An 18,842-nucleotide genomic window follows, 5' to 3' on the forward strand; every position below is an offset into this window, starting at 1 on the left:
CTGCTGGAATCTGGAGGCTTCAGACCGAAACTACACTCTGCATTCTGAAGAGCCGCTTATCTCTGAAATCCACGCTGCCACCATCGATGAAGCACAGCGAGCCGCAGCTCAGCGACACGCCAACCTGCGACGAGGCGGCAGAGCCGCTGATCTCTTGCCTGGTCAGCTCGAAATATCGGCGCTTGACTTTAGGCGGCATCTTGTTCGGGGCGTATCTGGGCATTGGAATCCCTTCCGATCAGGATTCGCAACGACTGTTAGACACTGACCCTCGTCCAGCGGCCGGTTCTGCCATTCATTCATTTCATCGATGACCCTGTCGGTGATCCGCGAGACCGTCTCCTTCGACACGGACGCGCCGTAGATCTCGGCGAAGTGCGCGCTGATTTCTCCCGTGGTCAGGCCCTTGGCGTAGAGGGGAGGACCATCTCATCGACCCCGGTCAGGTGGCACTGGCGCTTCTTGACGATAACAGGCTCGAACGTTCCTTCCCGGTCCCGCGGCACGTCCACCTCCACCGGGCCGGTGGTCTCCGTCAACACCGTTTTCGGGCGCACTCCGTTGCGGGAGTTCGCGGTCTGCTTCCCAACCGTATCGTGCTTTTCATAGCCGAGATGCTCGGTCATTTCCTCATCGAGCGCGGTCTCGATCAAGGTCTTGGTCAGCTGTTTGAGCAGACCGTCGGGACCGGTCAGGGACAGGCCCTGCTCCTTGGCCATTCGGACCAGTTCGCGGGCAGCGTCGGCCTCGGTTATTTCCGTCTTTTTTCAGCGGTTTTCGTACTCGGCACAGCCTCAAGTGTTGCGGCCATATCGGGCTCCTCCCCGCCAGGCTTACCGCTCGGCGAGTCAAGCCGGATACACCATTATTTCCACAGTCCCGAACCTGAACGTCCGATTTGTGCTCCATTCAATAGCCAGGTGCTCATCACCTGACCTCTTGAAGGCTCCGCGACAACAAGCCATTTGATATCAGACTTAGGTATCACCCATATCGAGCGAGTACTCGCTGGGCCATAAGACGGGTAATCTCCACGGTGGTTTGTGTAACTCCAGTCAAAATAGCTTTGAGATATGGCTAGAAAGATTGAGAACAAAGATCAGTTGGCATTGCAAGACGTTGCCGATATAAAGCGCCGCGGGCTTCTCCGGTTCGGAACGCTGGTAACCGCGCTTACAGGTACCTCCGCAATGTCAGTTATAGGTGCCACAAGCGCCCAAGCCGGCCCCGGCGATAAAACTCCGCCCAATACGTATGTCCCCATTTCGGAAAAGGGCTCCCCATCGGGCGTGGCAAGTTTGGACGTAAATGCGAAAATCCTCCCCACGCAACTACCTGACCTTTCTGCCACTTATGCGGCGCTCACGGAGGGCGGCAAGGGCGTAGTGCGCCAGGGCGACATGTTTGTCAGCGTCAAGGATCACGGCGCGGTCGGTAACGGCATAGCGGACGACAGGTCCGCCATCCAGTCCGCACTCACAGCAGCCGGCGTAGGCGGGACAATCTACTTTCCCGCAGGCACCTATCTGCTCGCCACGGCCACACAGACAGGGGACCGCATCCTGGTTGCACTGGCGGGACAATCGCTACAAGGCGCGGGCCGGAACGTGACGACCCTCAAGGTTGGTAACAGCTTCGGCAGGTACAAGACAATCATCGGTGGCACAGTTGAAACCACCGACATGGCGCGCTTCGCAATCAACGGAATCCGCTTCGATCAGAACAACACCAACGGCAACGTGTTCGTCACGACGGAAACAAGCACCTACCCGCGCAACGCAATCCGAACCCTCGCCTACACCGCTGGCTCCGCGCTACTGGTCAACGACTGTATCTTCGACAACCACGACGGACTCAACACCCTCTACGTGGCCGCCGAAACCATCGACATCAGCACCAACCTATTCCGCGGCACCGGGGCTCCGGGCGTGACCACCTTTCACGACCACTCCAGCATCTACTCCACAACCACCGTCGACGGCGGAACCCAGACGATCAACGGCAACACGTTCATCGGAAACAGCGGATCGGCCGGTGCGGTGTGCGCCATCGAAACCCATGGCGGCACTCAGGCAATCACCGGAAACACGATCAGCAAGTACCTGATCGGCGCGAACCTTACCGGGTGGGCATCCACGATCCGGGTTCGCTCCATCGGGTTCACCGGTAACCAGATCAGCGGCTGCTGCTTCGGTGTGCAAATCTGGTCACGCTATGCCGGCACCATCACCACCGGGACGCCTTGTAAAAACGTGGTCATCACGTCGAACGTCATCCACATCGACCGGGACGCATGGCTCGGCATCACTGGACTGTCCGCAACCGCTTGGGGGATCACGTTCGAAGAAGCATCCACCGCCCCGCTGGATACGCTCACCGTCTCGGGGAACATCATCGAGTTCAAGACCTCAACCGGAACCGCCCCGGCCAACGATTTCAGGTCGCAGGGAATCCGGCTGGTCATGGCCAACGCGGCGGCGACCTTGAAAGACGTGAAGATTACCGACAACACCATCATCAACCCGCTCTCCACGGGTATGATGTTCTCCGGGATCATCAGCCGCCTCATGGTACGAGGAAACACGGTCGTCAACCCAGCCCAGTCCACCGAGGCCTCCGTTGCCGCCGTGTACCGGTCCTTCGGGGTAATCGCCGGCACCATCAGGGATGCTCAGTTCGACGCGAACACCCTAGTTGATGACCGGGCAACCCACTACGCGGTGTACATGTTCTTATGCCTGTCGTCCATGACGGCAGCGAACAACATGTCCTCCCGAAACAACACTGTGAGGTACACGGACGGGGCCGCCGCCCCGGTGACGTTCTATCCATCAGCAGCGGCGGGAACCGCGCCTTACATCGCCGATCAGTGCAGCGTGTGGCCCGGCGTTTTCCAGCCCGCCCTTGCCGGGTCCACGATCCGGGAAACCTCGACGGGTAAGCTGTACATGCAGACCGCGACACCCTCCGGCACGACCTGGAAGGTTGCCGCACAGAACGGCCTCACCACCGCGACAAAAGCGCCAGCAGCCGGAGCGGCGGCGGCACTGCCCGCCACTCCGGCCGGCTACGTCATAGTGACCATCAACGGAACCGACCGGCAGGTTCCGTATTACTGACCGGTAGACGTCGCGTTATTTGACGAGGGTCACGGACAGCCCCTGCTCTTTCGCCATCCTGACCAGCTGGCGGGCTGCGTCCGCCTCGGATGTTTCTGTCTTCTTGTCAACGGTTTTGGTACTCGGCGCATCCTCAAGTGTTTCAGCTATATCGGGCTCCTTCTCGCCAGCCTTACCGCCCGGGGTGTCGAGCCGGATACATCGTTATTTTCACAGTCCCGGCTGGCCGTTGCGGTTGGCTTCCAAGGCCAGCCAAATGGACTCCCCTGTTTGCGCCGTCCCCCTCTCAATTTCTCCGTCCCATGAAGTGGTACTCTAAGGTGGCCATTAGGAGGCTTCCTCTAGCGGCGGGACGATACCCATCTGAACGCGAAGTCGAGCAATCACAATCACAGGTGTGTCGCAAATCTCCGAGGTATCACCAGCCAAGGGGTGTAAATGAAGGTTCTAATTACGGGTGCAAGTGGACGTCTGGGGCTGGTACTCAGCGAAAAACTCAAAACTCGCCCTGGAGTGCGGACAACTTCCGTGATTAGCCCTCGCTCGAACCCTATGCGCCGTACAGACATCAAATTGGATATGGCCGACTTCAATGGTCTGAAGAATTTGATTCAGTCGGTTGAACCTGATGTGATCTTCCATCTAGCAGGAGTTAGCGGATCTGCTTGTGACCTGCACCCTGAACTGGCCCACGAAATTAACGTAACGGCCACCCAGGTTCTCTGCGATGCGGCAGCGGTTGTCGGAACCTCTCGTGTGGTCTTTGCGTCCACGGCCGCCATATACGGCGATCAGCGGCTACACGCCGTCAGCGAGGTCGATGCCGTGGATCTGCGAAGCACCTATGCCAAAACGAAGTTCCATGCCGAGGAAATCCTGCGGGAAACGACTAACTCGGCAACCTTTTCCGGCATCGCCCTCAGGATTTTCAACATCTATGGCGAGAACTTCAAGAACTCACTCGTTCGTCGTCTGCTTGAGTCCACCCCTGCCAATCCTATCCGGCTCCAAGGATTCGACACGTTCGTTCGGGATTATGTCCACTCTGACGATGTCGTCGATGCGATGCTGCTGGCGCTCGATCTTCCTCCAGGCAGCCACATGGTATTCAACATAGGCAGTGGAATACCCACGACTAACAGGCATCTCGTTCAGGTGCTAAGCGCTCGTAACCCAATTCACTACGAACTCGGCGATCCCGTGGACAGTTTCAGTTGTGCCGACATCAGCCTGGCCAGAGACGTCCTGCGTTTCGTGCCCGCCAGGACCCTCCGGGAGCTCTGGCCAGCCACCAAGCTCCGCTAAGAGGTATGCTGCGCTGACCCCCTCGCGTTTTCGTCCTCGAACCATGCCAGAGTCCGTCGGATACCTGTCTCAAGGTCAACCGGCGTCACATGCGGGAAGAGTTCCGACATGAGTCGGCCATCACTGCGGGAGGCTCTCACATCCCCGGGCCGTGGGTCCTGATGAACCACAGTAAGCTTCCGCCCCGTGGCACGCTCAATAGTCGTCACAACCTCCAGCAAAGTAGCGTTTGAGCCAAACGCAAGATTCACTGGACTATCCGAATTCAGCCGCTGTTGGCACGCTTCGAAAACAACCGCGCACACGGTTTCGACGTAAGTAAAGTCACGTGACTGCAAGCCGTCCCCATGCATTTCCAGCGCTTCGCCTCGGAGGGCCGAATCTAGGAACTTGGGGATGACGGCTGCGTAGGGATGCCCCGCACGCTGCTGGGGGCCGTAGACATTGAAAAATCGAAAGGCGAGCGTCTTCATCTGATAAGTACGCCCGTAAGCGATCGCGTAGGACTCTGCAGCAAGTTTGCTGGCAGCATACGGGCTCATTGGACGTGTCCAGTCTGTTTCCGATTTCGGAAGGACAGGGTTGCTTCCGTAGACAGAACTCGAAGAGGCTACCACAACATGCCCGACCCCATTGATCCGGGCGTTGTCCAAAACCCTCAAGGTACCCGTGGCATTGGCATGATGGCTCTCCAAGGGGCGCTCCACGGATCTGGGGACGCTGCCCAATGCACCGAGGTGGATCACGGAGTCAACCCCGTGCATCGCTTCGGTAAGGACCGTTTCATCGAGAATCGAACCCTCTACGACCTTCGCTCGCAAGCCAGTTAGGTTCTCGACATGTCCCGTACTGAAGTCGTCGATGACGACCACGTCAGCAAGGGGATCGTGCTCGTTGAAGTAACGGACCAAGTTAGAACCTATGAATCCGGCTCCGCCTGTTATCAAAACCTTCATGAAAAATAAACTCCTAGCTATTTTCGCCGCAATTGTTTCACGTCGCATTTATCAGGTCGGCGCGGTAGTAAGAACTTTGGAGCAGATTAGAGCCGCTCCACAAAATCACCTTTGAGAACGTTCTTCGTATCTAAGGTGGGTACTTCATGTTCACCTAATACACTCAGGTCAAAGTAGTCATGGTCTGTGACCAGCACTATTGCATCGGAGGACCGTACGTTTTCGCTGTCAAGGGATGTCCGCTTCAGGCCCGCTGGCCAGTGATGATCCTCAACGAGGTCGTCAGCTGCTAATACAAGGGCACCAAATTCATCGAGCAGCTTAATGATTCGCAGCGATGGAGCCTCTCTTACATCGCCCGTATTCTTCTTGTATGCAAGCCCGACCAACAAAATTCGGGATCCCCGCATCGGTTTTCCGATATCGTTAAGGGTCATTATCAGCCGGCGAACGACGTAGTCGGGCATGTGGTCATTCACGTCGTTGGCGAGTTCAACAAATCTAAAGGCATGTCCCAACTGCCGCTTGACATGCCATGACAAATAACTGGGATCCACCGGCAGGCAGTGTCCACCCACCCCGGGACCTGGAACGAACTTCATGAAACCAAAAGGTTTCGTTGAGGCAGCTTCGATGGATTCCCAAAGATTAATTCCGAGACCATGCGCATAGATCGCCAGCTCGTTCACCAGTGCAATGTTGACGTGGCGAAACGTGTTCTCGAGGAGTTTGGTCATCTCCGCTTCCTTGGGCGTCCCGACTGGCACTGTCCGATCAACTAATTCGTCGTACAATTCCTTGACCCGGATCAAGGACTTAGGACCGAGTCCGGAAACTACCTTTGGAGTTTCAACAAAGCCCCACGTCTTGTTCCCAGGGTCGATGCGCTCTGGGCTGTAACCCACAAAAAAGTCCGTTTCAGCCTTCAGTCCAGACCCCACTTCCAGAATAGGCACCATGATCTCCTCCGTGGTCCCGGGATGGGTGGTTGACTCAAGGATTACTGTGCTGCCGGGTTTGATGAACTTTGCCAATGCCTCGGCCGCATCGGTGATATAGCTGAGGTCCGGAAGGCCTTCCTTTAGCGGGGTAGGCACTGTGATTACACCGAAGTCAAAGTCTGCGACGTCTTCATAGTTGATTGTTGGTAGGTACCGGCCAGTGGCGAGGTTTCGGCGTAGCTCTTCATCGGAAATGTCACCTACAAAAGACGTTCCTTGGACAAGGCTATCTACTCTTCGTTGATCTATGTCAATCCCGACAACGTCGAAACCGACCTCCACAGCCCGCATGGCAACCGGCAGCCCCACATAGCCCTGCCCGACGACGACAATTTTTTTCATAACATCCACGTACAATCCTCTTTCCGGCATTAATAAACTTTAACACTGCGGGTAAATAATATCCCAAGGTCAGCTCAACCTATTTTAGTAAATTTTATTTCATTCAATTCAGAACCGACCGGGGTAGCATTTTCCGGTCGTTAAGTCGAACGTTGGTGCGCCATCGAATCAACTGCATCCCACTAAGCAAGAAGAGACTCATGGTGCTGTAGCCAGCTACACAAGCCCAGGCAGCACCGCTGCCTTCATTGCCAGGAATCATAAGAACCAGGAAAAATGCCATCGCTCCCATTCCCACAATTCCAGTCCAACTCGACAACCGGATATGGCCTGCCCCGGCTACTGCGCGGCTCAGTACGAGATAGGGGGACAGCGCGATTTCCGCCAATGCCAAGATACGAACAATATCGATGGCCGACGCATACTCTTCACCGAAAACGAAAGGGACAAGCCAGGGAGCAGCGAAGTATACCCAACCCGCATAAATTCCCGTTACGCCAGTCGCGCCGACCGTGAATAGGACAAGTTTTCTACGCGTCATTTGGTTTTGGGCAGTATCGCGGAAAGCGACCTGACCGATAGAGTTGGACACCACCTGGATAAGGCTCGCAGGAGTCGTCGCTACTGCATAGAAGCCGACTTCCCGTGTATCGGCCAATGTGGCAAGGAGATACTGATCAAGCCTGTAGGCAATGGACTGGCCGAGATTCATGCCCATCAGCCCAATTCCCTTACGCACCAAGGCTTTTGTTCCGCCCGGCTCCAGGTCATCGGGTTCTGCGAAATGCTTGCTGTCAATCAATATCATGCCCACAACGGCGCGAGTGATAAAACCGGCTGTGTACGCAAGAACGGCAAAAAGCAAGCCAAAATGCAGTAGCCAAGAGAGAATAAGGAACACCGCAGTCACACCAAATCCGATGCTGTTGGCCATTGAAGCCCGGCTCGGATGGCCGGTAGCACTCAACGCATCTGAACTTTGGTTAGCGAAGAAAGCCGCAATTCCAAGGGGCAAGATCCCAAGCACGATTTCGCCCAAGCCCATGTCAATATTAATGACCTCGAGCAGGAAGTAAGCGGCACATGACAGGGCAACGAGTTGGATGCCAGCAAGGCAAATGGACGTCTTCGCGTAGCCGCGCAGCGTGATCCGGGCATCTCTCGGAAGGAGCACACGCAGTGAAATGTTAGTCCCAAGTCCGCTGACCAACGAAACTATCGTCACTGTGGTAATCACGATTGCTAGCGCTCCGCGGTCGTCGGGCAATAGCAATCTCGCCGTGATGACGCCGCACAATAGTGCCCCAAAGAGACCTATCACGCCCCATATAGTTGTTCCGAGCACCTCCTTTCCGGAACTCGACCGAAATGCTCTCATAAGGCGCCTCAATGTCCGCCGCGTCCACGAAGCCAGGTGATTCCCACAGCCAAAAGTATGAGCGCCAATCCTCCCGTGCCCCACGCGAAAATCGGCGCGAAGGAGTTTCTTACATGCATTAGCAGCAGGGATGCCGCTATTCCGAGTATGGCCAGTGGTAGGGGGCGCGGTGGAATCGTGCAGAGGCGGGAGGCGATCAGACCGGCCAGTCCAAGCACGAGCACGATTCCCGACTCACCTAGGTTGTGATGGGCCTCTGCAATGATGGAACCACCAATCGTCCCAACCCGTTCAGCAATTTCCACGTTCATAAGTCGGAAGTCTGTTTCCGCCTCGACTCGAGGCAATCCCAATATGCCGGCAACGCCGCGCTCGAGGGGCGCTACGTAAGTGGCACCCGACAGATAGGGTTCGTGGCTTGCCTCGTGCCAGCCGATGGTTGTGACCAGGACGCGCGCTGAGTAGCCCATCTCTTCAATTGCTTTAACAGGTGAAACTGAAACTTCATGCAATGCGGTTCCTCCAAGTCCTTGGCTACGGACTTGCTGGACCGCGGAGATGGCGACCAAGCCGATCAGGATCGCGGCGACCATGGCCATGGATGACGGTGCCTTATGGCATCGGATGTAAACGGCAAGGGCCGCGATCACGGGGAACAAGGATTCGCTGCGGAGGCCCATCGGGAGTGCGAGGACAAGGAATGCCAGCAGGAAGATCAATCCTGCCCTCGAGGTGGGCCGGGTCAGGTCCTGAGCGATCAGGGCCGATCCGATCGTCAGCCCAAAGTAAATGAGGCCAACTGAACTTCCTTCTGTGGCCTTGAGGTAGTCGATGTAACTACTAAGGAAGAAAAAGGGCCCAAGCTCGGAAACGCAAACGTATAGCCAAGTAACGACTGCGACAGACAAGGCCATTCCTCCGACGTCAACAATGGAATTGCGCATCGGGCTGGCTGCAAGAAAACTTGAATCAATTTCCGATTTGAACTTCGGCCTTAGATCACGAGACATCCAAGACACAAAACCGACCGCTGTCGCATAGCTCAAAAGGCCGAGATCGATCAAGTAGGCGGCCCGAATCATCAAGGAATCACTGTACCATCCTGTCCAAATTCCATCGAGAAATGAAGCCATCCGACCGTCATTAATGGCCGGCGACAGAAAAAGGCCGAGGTGAAAAAGGCAGAGAATCAGGAAATACAAGAAGGGGAATGACCATACGCCATCATTGAGCGACTTCGCCACCAAACAACCGAGGACGATTGCCAAGCCAATCGATAAAACCGCGACCCCTTGAATGCCCAGCTTCTCAAAAGTGGGCCAGAGGAAAAGTAGACAGATCAACGCAGCGCTGCCAAGGTGAGCCAAAATGGCGCCGTGAAGATTGATTCGTGGCGGCATCGTTTCGGGCGACCACATCGGGTGGCGCCGGTCCGCTACGCTCACGCCTCCCACAGCTCGCGGTAGTGGCGGACGGCCATGTCGATATCGAGGTCTGAATGGCGAAGCGACGACATTGCTAGCTGCCTGGAAGCTGGCGTGGGTCTCTGCAGGAGCGCGTCCGCGATGGCGTCCGCCCATTCGGAAGCTGGCTTCTCCAAGGACAACAAATGAATATTGCCTACCAATTCAGCAAGGAAGACAGCACCGGCTACATCGGAGGAGACCACCGGAGTGCCTGCGGCCCGGGCCTCTACCAAAACGCCGGGCAGGCCTTCTAGCGTCGAAGTGAACAGAAGGAGATCGGCCGAAGCCAGGATGTCAGGCACATCCATGCGCTCGCCCGCATAGTAGACCCGCTCTGTTACACCGAGTTCTTCGGTTAGCGACAGCCATCGTTGCCTGTTCGCCCGGATCTGCCCCTCATCGGTGCCGTCACGGCCAACGAAGACCAACGTCCCGTGCCGATTCAATTTGGCAAATTCCCCAAAAAACCGGATGGCACCGTCGCGGTTCTTAGTTGGGATGTCGGCACGACCCACGTGCACAATTAGGGGCTCATCGGATCCAACGCCAAGTTCGATCCGCAAGCCGTCAGTCCCTGTCGGCGAAAACTTTTCAAGATCAAAGCCCGTCAGGAGGACGCGACAGCGCGCATCTTCGCGCCAGTCCTTTTTCCACGCCACGCTTAATGTGGATGGTGTGATACCGACGATGTCCGTCGCGAACAGGTTGAGTAGCCACCGCATAATCGCGTACTTGGCCCTCGCAAGCGGCGACTGGTCAGAACGTATGCTTCCATCGCTGCTGAAATTAGCAATGCGTTTACGGGCGCCACCGACAGCCGCGAGCGCTAAAATTAATCCTGATGCTAAATGAACATGGGAATGAACAACGCGAATGCGGTTAATCCGGAGGAATTTCACGAAGCGCCATGCAAATCCGAGATCCCACAATTGCATAGGGACGATGCTCGCGCCGGCGACTTTGTAATCTTCTGCCAACGAGCCTTCACGGCCCGTTAGGGTGACCATAGTAAGCAATGGCCCGTCTATTGGGAGGGCCCGCGCCACCTCCAGCATCCGCATTTCCACTCCGCCACGATCGACTGAACCAAGGATGTGGGCTACAGTCTTGCGAGCCGTATCGTTCGACGTCATTTGTCTTCCAGTACCTTGGGTGCAGAGGTGATTAGGGTGAAAAAGTCCGACACTCGCCGTGGGTCGAGCGATTCGCAGATTTCGCGGGCCCGATCCAGGTTTCTGGCCCCCTGCTCCGTTAGCCACTGGTCGTCGTGGATAGTCTTATGGAGCAGTTCTGTAAGTTCTTCAACTGAGCCAGAGGTAAAAAGGCATTCGACGGGCAAAAGTTCAGGAATCCCGCCGATGTTCGAGCCAATACATGGAAGGCCACGTGCCATGGCTTCAATGAGCGCTCGAGGAACGCCTTCAGTCCGCGATGGCATGGCGAAAAGATCAGCACTATCGAGTACCTTCCGGACTTGATCAGGTGACTTGACGTGTCCAAGGAACCGAACGTGGCCCTCTATCTCCAGTTCCCGCGCAAGCCCAACGAGAGTTTTGTGCTTGCTTCCCCCACCTATGAGATCCAGTTTGACCTGGTTGCCCCTAGCCCTCAGTAGGGCGACTGCCTCCAGCAGGAGGTCGTGGCCCTTGTACATCTGGTCGTGTGTTCCGACTGCCACGATGGTGGTGGACTGCCGCCGGAGATCAGGAATCTTAGCTTCGCTTGCCAGGGTTTCTCTCGTCACGGACAGCCCGCTACGTATCAGCGACGGAGCGTCCGAGTGAACGGGATAGCGCTTCTGCAGCGTTTGCTCCGACACGTAAATTGCACCGTCGACCCGCGAAACCTGCTGTGCCATCAGCATCTTCCCGATCCAAGCAAGCTTTACTCCGAGCCATCCGGCTACCCCTGATTTGAGCACGTCGTATGGGTCCCCAACGATATGAGCAAGCGTCTTAGCACCAATGCGCTTTCCAGCGCCCACCGTTATGGCTCCAATGACACCAGGGAAACGCCCGCCGTAAACAGCTGAATCGTCGGTACAACAACGACGAACGAGGCTCCGTATCTGCAGGAATTTCATCACCAAGCCTCGGGCTCCTTGGTATGACGGAACCGCCAAGACAGTAACGCCTTGACCTTCCACCAAATGGCCAGAGCCACGGGGAGAGTCCTCCACACGAGCAACAATTCTAACTTCGTCGAAGGTGTCCAACCACAGGAGGTGTTGGTCGTACCAATTTTGGGAGGCGTCCGAATAGATTCTTCCGTCCGGGCCGCGATACAGTTTCGCCTCTGTGGCGTAATAGAATACTTTGTGGCTAGTCGTCACTAACTGCTCCGTTCCCCACACCGGTGGCCGCCGCGTAAAAGCTGTACTGAATGGCCCACAAACGTTCCCGGTTAAACTCCTTTGAAACTAGGCCCTGCGTGTGGTTAGCCATGGATGCGGCCGCCACCGGATTTTCCAGAACCGAACGCAGCGCCGCAGCCAATCCCTTCCCATCATCGATTGAGACAATGTGACCACAGCTTGCGTCTGGAATGACGTCCCTGACACCCGTCGCATTTGTTGCAACAATGGGCGTTCCCGATGCAGCGGCTTCGAGAAGCACAGTCGGTAATCCTTCTCGACGTGACGGGAGGCAAAACACATCCATAGCGGCATAGACGGACGATGTATCGACAACGTTGCCTGTTCTGCAGACCCAGTATTCGTCGAGGACTGCGATCGTTAATTGCTGGAGTCCGTTCAATGCTTCATCGGGACCGACGAGCAATAAGTAAACATCTCCGAGTTCTTCTCTCAGCAGGCGCATGGCCTCAATAAGGGTGTCAATACCTTTGTCTGCGGTGATACGGCCTACGTAACCAACCACCATCGCGTTACGCGGGATCCCTTGTTGTTCGCGAAAGGAAAAACGAAGAGCCTCGTCTTGGCCACGTCGTTTATACGCTGCCATATCGACGCTGTTGGCCGACCCCTTGCCGAATACCATTACGTCACCGCTAATTCCGGCAGCGAGCATTTCTTCCCGAAGTCCATGCCCCACAGCGACCACGTCTGTGGACAAAAAAATAATCGTTTTTTCAATGAGAAGCATAAGTCGCCGCCGATACCCGGACATGGTTTCCGCCCGAAGACCGTAGACGCAGTAAACACGTCTCGGCACCCGCAGTGCCCATGACGCAATTGCACCCAGTAAAGAAGCTTTGGGCGTTCCGTAAACGACTACTCTCGGCGCCAGCCTGCGCATCAGAGCAAAAACAACGGCAAGTGCATGCAAATCCGCCACTACTGAAGGGTCGCGTTTGATTGGCAGCCCATAAGCTGCCACCTGGTCCCTCGCAGCAATAGTTTCCAGAACGCCTGTGTCAGCCGACGCTACGGCAACGCGGAGCCCTCTGCTCCGCAAATAGCCCAACTGGCCGTGCAGTTGCGAGCCCACCGAGATATCAGTCGTCTGGACGAAAAATATGTCTGTCTTGGAGCGGTCTCCCGCTCTATATGCTCCACCCCCGAGTCGCCGTCCGAATTTATACAGGAACATGCCCGCAACTATCGACTCTGATCGACTGGCCAAACCACAAGACTTCAGCTCTCCGAACGCTGCTCTCAATTCCGGGCACGCCCAGTTTTGCGATCAAATACCCCGCTGCGACCAGGAACCTACACAGCGATGGCGGCAGTTGATGCGGCTCCTTCATCCCGTATTCAAGAATGACGTCCCGTACGGTCAAGCCTTCCCACGGCTGAACACTCACCTCAGATACCCGGATACGATCCGTGCCTAGGGCGAGAACAAACTTAGCCAGACCGTCTAGCGACGATACCGGGGACGGCGCATCACCCGGAGCGGCAACACTAGCAAACGGTGACCGGGCGAAGCGGACCAAGTTCTTTGTCGTTCCACGATTTTCATCCTGTATGGATGTCGCGCGGATGATGCGAACATCCGTTGTCTGGTCCGGGTGCCTGAGAAGCAAACGCAAAGAACTCTCGGCCAACGCTTTGGAGCGTGAATACGCGGAAAATGGTTGCTGATTCCACGTGTCATCGAGCTCAGGCAGTCGACCCTGAACGGCTGCGCTGCTTATGTGAATGAAACGGCTCACTCCGGCCTTCCGTGCTGCGAGTAAGACAAGGACCGGCAGTGCTGCGTTGGCTCCATAAAGGTCACTGCTCTCTGATGCTCCAGGCATAGCCATACCGGCAGCGTTAACTACAACACTGTCACGGGGGAATCGCGTCGCCAACGCTACTATCTCATCTTCGCAGCTTGACATCGATTCCACTAATTCATCCGCCGACCATGATGGATGCACCCGCAGGCGAGGAGCAGCCAAGCGGGTAACACGATGGCCCGCAGAATCCACAGCTTCACAAATGCCCTGGCCGATGAAACCGCTGGCCCCGACGACTACCCAATTAGCCATGTTCTCTGCTCCCCCCGATGGCACCGTTCACACGGCGGCCACTGAGTCCACGAATAATTTGCGGAGAAGCCAAATAGCCTCCGACAATGGTGACAGCGATGGTGATGCAGCTGAGAGCCCCCCAGAATTCCGCATTCGCCGCAAAGATACCCAAGACCCCCGTCAGGCAACTAGCACCTGTGACAATCGCTGCGACCCGAACATGCGACATCCCTAGGTCCTCGAGCTGATGGTATACGTGGGCCCGATGAGATTCGTACCACCGTTGGCCACGCAAGATTCGAGATAAGAGAGTAAACGAAGAGTCGGCCAGGTAAACGGCTACGGGGCCTACGATCATGTATGGCGAGACGCCAGCACAAAGCGCCCCTATGGCTAAGACCGAGACCGCTCCGCCAAGAAGGTAGCTTCCAGTGTCCCCTAAGAAGATAGATCCTGTGCCGAGGTTCCACGGCAAAAATGCGAGATAGACAGCACCGAGCACAAGTCCTGCTGCGCTCATCCATACCTCCCCGGAAAGTGAGCCAATTATTGCGTACATTCCGCCGAAGACGACGCCATGGAATCCTGAGATGCCGTCGATGCCATCCATGAAATTTGCCACATTAATAAAGCCCACACAAAAAATCGCGCCTATCGGTAGGACCCAAAGATGCGTTCCCGACACAGCGGCGACTGCGCCCGTAGCGGCCAATCCAATGAGTAGCTGCCACGCAACGCGACGCCGGATTGTGATCCCTTTATAGTCCTCAACCCAGCCCACTCCGGCCGCCGCTGTGGATGCACAGAGAACAATCATGATGAGACCGATATCGGAGGTGTCTTCCCAAAAGAGAAGTACGATGCATCCGGCAATGAACCCGGATATCGTTGCCAGACCTGCACCGCGAATTGTCGGCATCGAGTGAGACGATCGCTCCGAGGGAACGTCTACGACGTTCAGTCGGAGTAGGAATGGCTTTATTGCGAAGGGCGCCACCAGACTCGTAACAAGAGCCAATCCAACTGCTGATAACGTAACCGTCACCCGTGCCCCTCGGATACAAGCTCGTCGACTTCAATCTTGTCAGTGTCCCGGAACTTTTTATCCCAAGCCTGAACATCGAGATCGTCCGGAGTCAAAGGGGACGCCTGAGTATGGGAAATCTTAGGATGGATGGGACGGACGTCGGTTTCATCGTGGCTCACAAGCACTTCGTGAAGCTTCTCGCCTTCTCGCAGCCCGGTATAAACGATTTCGATATCCTTGCCGCTCGCCGCTATCATCCTTTCCGCGACGTCCTGGATTCGAACGGGCTCTCCCATATCCAGGATCAAGACTTCTCCGGGGCTACCGATCCCGCCAGCTTGAACGACCAGTTGGCAGGCCTCGGGAATCGTCATGAAGAACCTAGTGACCTCCGGATGGGTGATTGTGAGAGGGCCACCCGCAGCAATCAGCGACTGGAACGTTGGAAGCATGGACCCTCGGCTTCCAATAACGTTTCCAAACCGCACAGAAAGGTACCTCTCGTTGCCGTTTGCAGCCGCCCAGGCCGTCAGCTGCTCAGCGAGTCGCTTCGAGTGACCAAGTACACTGCTTGGATCGGCAGCTTTGTCTGTCGAAATGTTAACGAAGGTTGAAACGCCGGCTTCTCGGGCCACGTTTAGAACGTTGAGTGTGCCGAGGACGTTCGTTTTCCAGGCTTCCCCGGGGTACTGCTCGAGCATAGGAAGATGCTTGAGCGCCGCGGCATGAAATACAACTTCAGGTTTACGTTCCCGGAAGATATCTCCCAGCGCTTCGGAATCCCGAATGTCCGCAAGCACTACGTCTTTTGTATCAAGCAGGCCATGACCCGCAATTGAAATTTGGGCCCCCTGAAGGCCCGACTCGTCCCGGTCCAGCATCATCAGTTCCGCAGGCTCAAATCGAACGATTTGACGGCACAACTCGGAGCCAATAGAACCGCCGGCACCAGTAACCAAGACGCGCTTGCCTTTGAGGTACCCGGCAATAGTCGCCATCTCGGTGTCCACCGGATGCCGTCCGATAAGGTCTTCGATAGCGATGTCACGCACGTCGGCCGGTTCTGCCTTACCGTCCATGATCTCGCTCAAAGCAGGCAGAACCTTGACTTGGAGCCCGCAACTGAAGGCGGAATCAGATATTGAACGAAGAAGCCCAGACTCGGCGCGGGTAATACAAACAATTAGGACTTCGGCTTGCGCCAGACTTGCGATGTCGGGGAGCCTGCTGCTGTCGCCTAGCACTGGAACGCCCGCAATACGAAGGTTTCGCTTGGTCAAATCGTCGTCTATCAGCCCTACGGGATGATAGCCGGCATGCCGATCAGCGAGCATGTTCCGAATAAGAAGATGCCCCATATGACCAGCACCGTATACCAGCGTGCGTTTGGCATCGCTGTGAGGCTTAATCAAGCGGTGCGAGTTCAAGCGGCGAAGGTATCGCGTTGACCCCATGAGCAAAAATGCCAATGGCAGAGCGATGACAGTAGCACTTCGCGGGATTTCCAGGCCGGAACCAAAAATGAAGACCGGAACCCCAACCACGAGGGCAACAGCAAAAACGGTAAGAAGCAAGGCAGCGGCTTCCTCAAAGCTACCCGAACTATACCGGCCACGATAAAGCCAAAAAATCCATCCAAATAGGAACTGGGAGATAGCAAGTGCCGCGCAAACAGCCAGCAACGGGGACCAGTTCATCTGGTTGCTGTCGAACTCGTAGCGGAAGTAAACAGCACCGATCAGTCCGACTGTCCAAGCCACGGCATCCAACAGAGATTGCGCTCCGTGCCCAAACCGGGCTAGATGTTCGTTATATTGCGAGTTCCAGCGAAGCGAGTTCGCCATAAATTTTCCAAGTGCACCTTTGAAAGATGCTCTGGATCCTTTGAATTTGTTCATGCGATGTCATCCCCAGTTATTACAGATCGTTTCGAAGAGGTCCGCAGCAGTCCACTGTGCCGAGATCCAGCAGAAGCGGCGTTCTGGACGTAGAGTCGAGACCAGGCGACCCGCTAGACCCACACTTGGATTACCGGCGAAGCGACCAACATAGAGACTGGCAGGACCCTCCAAATATGTCGAGGCCTTAATATCACCAACGACGACCGCCGTGCCGCACCTTCGGTCGTTCGATTGCCTCTAACGACCGCTTCTTGCGCGTGTCATGTTCCGGCCTGTAGTCGTAGTAGTTATGATCGCCCTTTACAGCCGGCGCTCGGTTGATCACTACTCCAAGCAAGCGAGCCCTGACTGCCTCGATGTTTCCAACGGCCTTGACAAGGTCGGCCTTTCTAGTCCTTCCATCGACGCTCACAACGAGGAGTATTCCACTTGCGTGCGCAGCGAGGAGGGCGGGATCGGTTACAGGCAGCAGCGGCGGTGCATCGATGATGACAACTTCATACTCGGATTCCAGCCGCGAAAGGAGCTTGTCCATCGTGTCCGATCCGAGAAGTTCGCTGGGATTCGGCGCGGAACCGCCTGACGCCAAAACATGCAGCTGGCCTGATGAACCCCACGCCTGAATGGCATCTTCCAGGGCGACGCTTCCGGTCAGTACACCTGTCAATCCGACGGAACCCTCAACGCCGAGGTACTTGGCCACCCGCGGTCGACGAAGATCAGCGTCGACCAGCAATACCCTAGTTCCACTCTCCGCAAGCATGATGGCTAGGTTTACTGCCGTAGAGGTCTTGCCCTCCCCCGGGATTGACGAGGAGACCACCACGCTTTGGGATCCGCCCCCCAGATTGGTAAAGGAGAGATGGGTGCGCAGCTGGCGAAAGCCTTCTGCCCGTGGGCTGTAGGGATCACTTTGCGTTATGATCGCTGCTTTTCCAACCGAGGGATCGATAGCAAAAGTGCCCAGGACTCCCGCGGGCGCTATTCGCTCGACATCTTCTTGGTTCCGCAGCCTCGTATTAAGGACCTCACGAAGGAAGGCTATTCCCAGGGCAAGCACAAATCCCACTATCAGGCCAAGGGTTACGTTCGTTATCGGTTTGGGCGAAGACGAACCGACAGGAGGTTGGGCTTCCTCGAAAACGCTCAACTTTACTAAGGAAACGTCTTCAACCGCAGCTACTCCTTTGATCAGCTCTTCAGCAGCCGAGTTGGCTATCTGAGCCGCTTGGCCGGGGCTGGAGTCGACGGCGGTGATGTCAATCAAGACTGTCTGCGGAGGCGCCGAAGCGGAGACCTTGCCAGCTAGTTGGGCTGCGCCGCCTTTCAGCTCCAATTCATCGGCCACGGCCTGGAGGACGCGCGAACTCGTTGCAAGACTGACATAGGATGTCACTCGGTTTTGTGCAAACATGTTTCCCTGCGTAACGTCGGTCGCCGTACTTCCCCCCTTGACAGAAACAAACAATTGCGATTGGGCTTCATACATGGGCTTCTGGGTGAGCGTCAACCCAAACGCGGCCACGGCGGCTGCGGCCGTGACAAGCAGGATGGAAATCCAACGTTTGCGAATCACTTGCAGGTAGTTGTGTAACTCCAAAGGGGTCCCCCGATATTTCTCCGCACGAGTGAATCGTCAGCCACGCGAGTGATCTTCAGCCAAGAATCGAGCCGATAATCGTCAATCTGCTCAGACTGTAGTAAACCACGTGCTGCCACTGATCCAGCAATTTTGCCCGTCGCATCGCGCTCGCAATAGATCGTTCCCAGGGATCGGAGGGCTCCTTCTAAGAAGGGACATCTGGATCGGTAATTGGCAAATTGCTAAGGGCCGCGGCATCGGATCCGGTATCCTTGATGGGGTTGAATTTATTTTTGACAGCCACGTTCGATACACCCTGATCGGTGAAATGGGCCCCGAACGCCTC

12 protein-coding genes and 1 pseudogene are annotated in these 18,842 nt (G+C 56.0%); 3 read left to right on the plus strand and 10 right to left on the minus strand.

From position 1 onward, the window contains the following. A partial coding sequence (locus QK290_RS16490; RefSeq protein WP_282331743.1) for a hypothetical protein occupies window positions 1-314 on the plus strand: 314 nt, incomplete at its 5' end. Here the strand turns inward: QK290_RS16490 and QK290_RS16495 are convergent. Then, a pseudogene (locus tag QK290_RS16495) lies at window positions 271-811 on the minus strand (transposase); the annotation flags it as partial. The gene QK290_RS16490 and the pseudogene QK290_RS16495 sit on opposite strands and share 44 nt — an antisense overlap. Before the next feature lie 478 nt (window positions 812-1,289). Between QK290_RS16495 and QK290_RS16500 the strand changes: the two are divergent. Both QK290_RS16500 and QK290_RS16505 read left to right on the plus strand, forming a co-directional pair. Beyond that, window positions 1,290-3,119: a glycosyl hydrolase family 28-related protein gene (locus QK290_RS16500; RefSeq protein WP_282331717.1), complete on the plus strand. Its 1,830-nt coding sequence runs from the start codon at window positions 1,290-1,292 to the stop codon at window positions 3,117-3,119. Window positions 3,120-3,557: 438 nt separating this feature from the next. Next, entirely contained in the window at window positions 3,558-4,424 is an 867-nt protein-coding gene (locus QK290_RS16505) for an NAD(P)-dependent oxidoreductase (protein ID WP_282331718.1), read from the plus strand. Here the strand turns inward: QK290_RS16505 and QK290_RS16510 are convergent. From QK290_RS16510 to QK290_RS16550, 9 genes are all read right to left on the minus strand, one after another. Further along, on the minus strand, window positions 4,421-5,380 hold the full coding sequence (locus QK290_RS16510) for an NAD-dependent epimerase/dehydratase family protein (protein ID WP_282331719.1): 960 nt from the start codon (window positions 5,378-5,380) through the stop codon (window positions 4,421-4,423). The genes QK290_RS16505 and QK290_RS16510 overlap by 4 nt on opposite strands. 86 nt (window positions 5,381-5,466) lie before the next feature. Further along, window positions 5,467-6,723 carry a nucleotide sugar dehydrogenase gene (locus QK290_RS16515; protein WP_282331740.1) on the minus strand — a complete coding sequence of 419 codons (1,257 nt, stop codon included), beginning with the start codon at window positions 6,721-6,723 and terminating at the stop codon, window positions 5,467-5,469. 103 nt (window positions 6,724-6,826) lie between these two features. Continuing rightward, the gene (locus QK290_RS16520) at window positions 6,827-8,101 is read right to left on the minus strand and encodes an oligosaccharide flippase family protein (RefSeq protein ID WP_282331720.1); all 1,275 of its coding nucleotides are present in this window, start codon (window positions 8,099-8,101) and stop codon (window positions 6,827-6,829) included. An 8-nt stretch (window positions 8,102-8,109) separates the two neighbouring features. Next, window positions 8,110-9,546 carry an O-antigen polysaccharide polymerase Wzy gene (gene wzy / locus QK290_RS16525; protein WP_282331721.1) on the minus strand — a complete coding sequence of 479 codons (1,437 nt, stop codon included), beginning with the start codon at window positions 9,544-9,546 and terminating at the stop codon, window positions 8,110-8,112. After that, entirely contained in the window at window positions 9,543-10,700 is a 1,158-nt protein-coding gene (locus QK290_RS16530) for a glycosyltransferase (protein WP_282331722.1), read from the minus strand. The genes wzy and QK290_RS16530 overlap by 4 nt, the downstream gene beginning before the upstream one ends. Continuing rightward, complete coding sequence (locus QK290_RS16535; protein WP_282331723.1) at window positions 10,697-11,650, minus strand: glycosyltransferase family 4 protein; 954 nt, start codon at window positions 11,648-11,650, stop codon at window positions 10,697-10,699. The genes QK290_RS16530 and QK290_RS16535 overlap by 4 nt, the downstream gene beginning before the upstream one ends. Before the next feature lie 238 nt (window positions 11,651-11,888). Continuing rightward, on the minus strand, window positions 11,889-13,118 hold the full coding sequence (locus QK290_RS16540; RefSeq protein ID WP_282331724.1) for a glycosyltransferase: 1,230 nt from the start codon (window positions 13,116-13,118) through the stop codon (window positions 11,889-11,891). Between the two features lie 1,909 nt (window positions 13,119-15,027). Next, window positions 15,028-16,911, minus strand: coding sequence for a nucleoside-diphosphate sugar epimerase/dehydratase (locus tag QK290_RS16545; RefSeq protein WP_282331725.1), 1,884 nt, complete (start codon window positions 16,909-16,911; stop codon window positions 15,028-15,030). A gap of 193 nt (window positions 16,912-17,104) precedes the next feature. Then, the gene (locus tag QK290_RS16550; RefSeq protein WP_282331726.1) at window positions 17,105-18,514 is read right to left on the minus strand and encodes a polysaccharide biosynthesis tyrosine autokinase; all 1,410 of its coding nucleotides are present in this window, start codon (window positions 18,512-18,514) and stop codon (window positions 17,105-17,107) included. Window positions 18,515-18,842 lie beyond the last annotated feature (328 nt).

It is taken from the genome of Pseudarthrobacter sp. AL07, assembly GCF_029960665.1.
Classification (GTDB): Bacteria; Actinomycetota; Actinomycetes; order Actinomycetales; family Micrococcaceae; genus Arthrobacter.

What these genes read in the sequence shown, in the direction of transcription:
- QK290_RS16505 (WP_282331718.1), top strand. Translation starts at nt 3,558, where the DNA reads ATGAAGGTTCTAATTACGGGTGCAAGTGGACGTCTGGGGCTGGTACTC.
- QK290_RS16510 (WP_282331719.1), bottom strand. Translation starts at nt 5,380, where the DNA reads ATGAAGGTTTTGATAACAGGCGGAGCCGGATTCATAGGTTCTAACTTG.
- QK290_RS16515 (WP_282331740.1), bottom strand. Translation starts at nt 6,723, where the DNA reads ATGAAAAAAATTGTCGTCGTCGGGCAGGGCTATGTGGGGCTGCCGGTT.
- QK290_RS16520 (WP_282331720.1), bottom strand. Translation starts at nt 8,101, where the DNA reads ATGAGAGCATTTCGGTCGAGTTCCGGAAAGGAGGTGCTCGGAACAACT.
- QK290_RS16530 (WP_282331722.1), bottom strand. Translation starts at nt 10,700, where the DNA reads ATGACGTCGAACGATACGGCTCGCAAGACTGTAGCCCACATCCTTGGT.
- QK290_RS16535 (WP_282331723.1), bottom strand. Translation starts at nt 11,650, where the DNA reads ATGAAATTCCTGCAGATACGGAGCCTCGTTCGTCGTTGTTGTACCGAC.
- QK290_RS16540 (WP_282331724.1), bottom strand. Translation starts at nt 13,118, where the DNA reads ATGTTCCTGTATAAATTCGGACGGCGACTCGGGGGTGGAGCATATAGA.
- QK290_RS16545 (WP_282331725.1), bottom strand. Translation starts at nt 16,911, where the DNA reads ATGAACAAATTCAAAGGATCCAGAGCATCTTTCAAAGGTGCACTTGGA.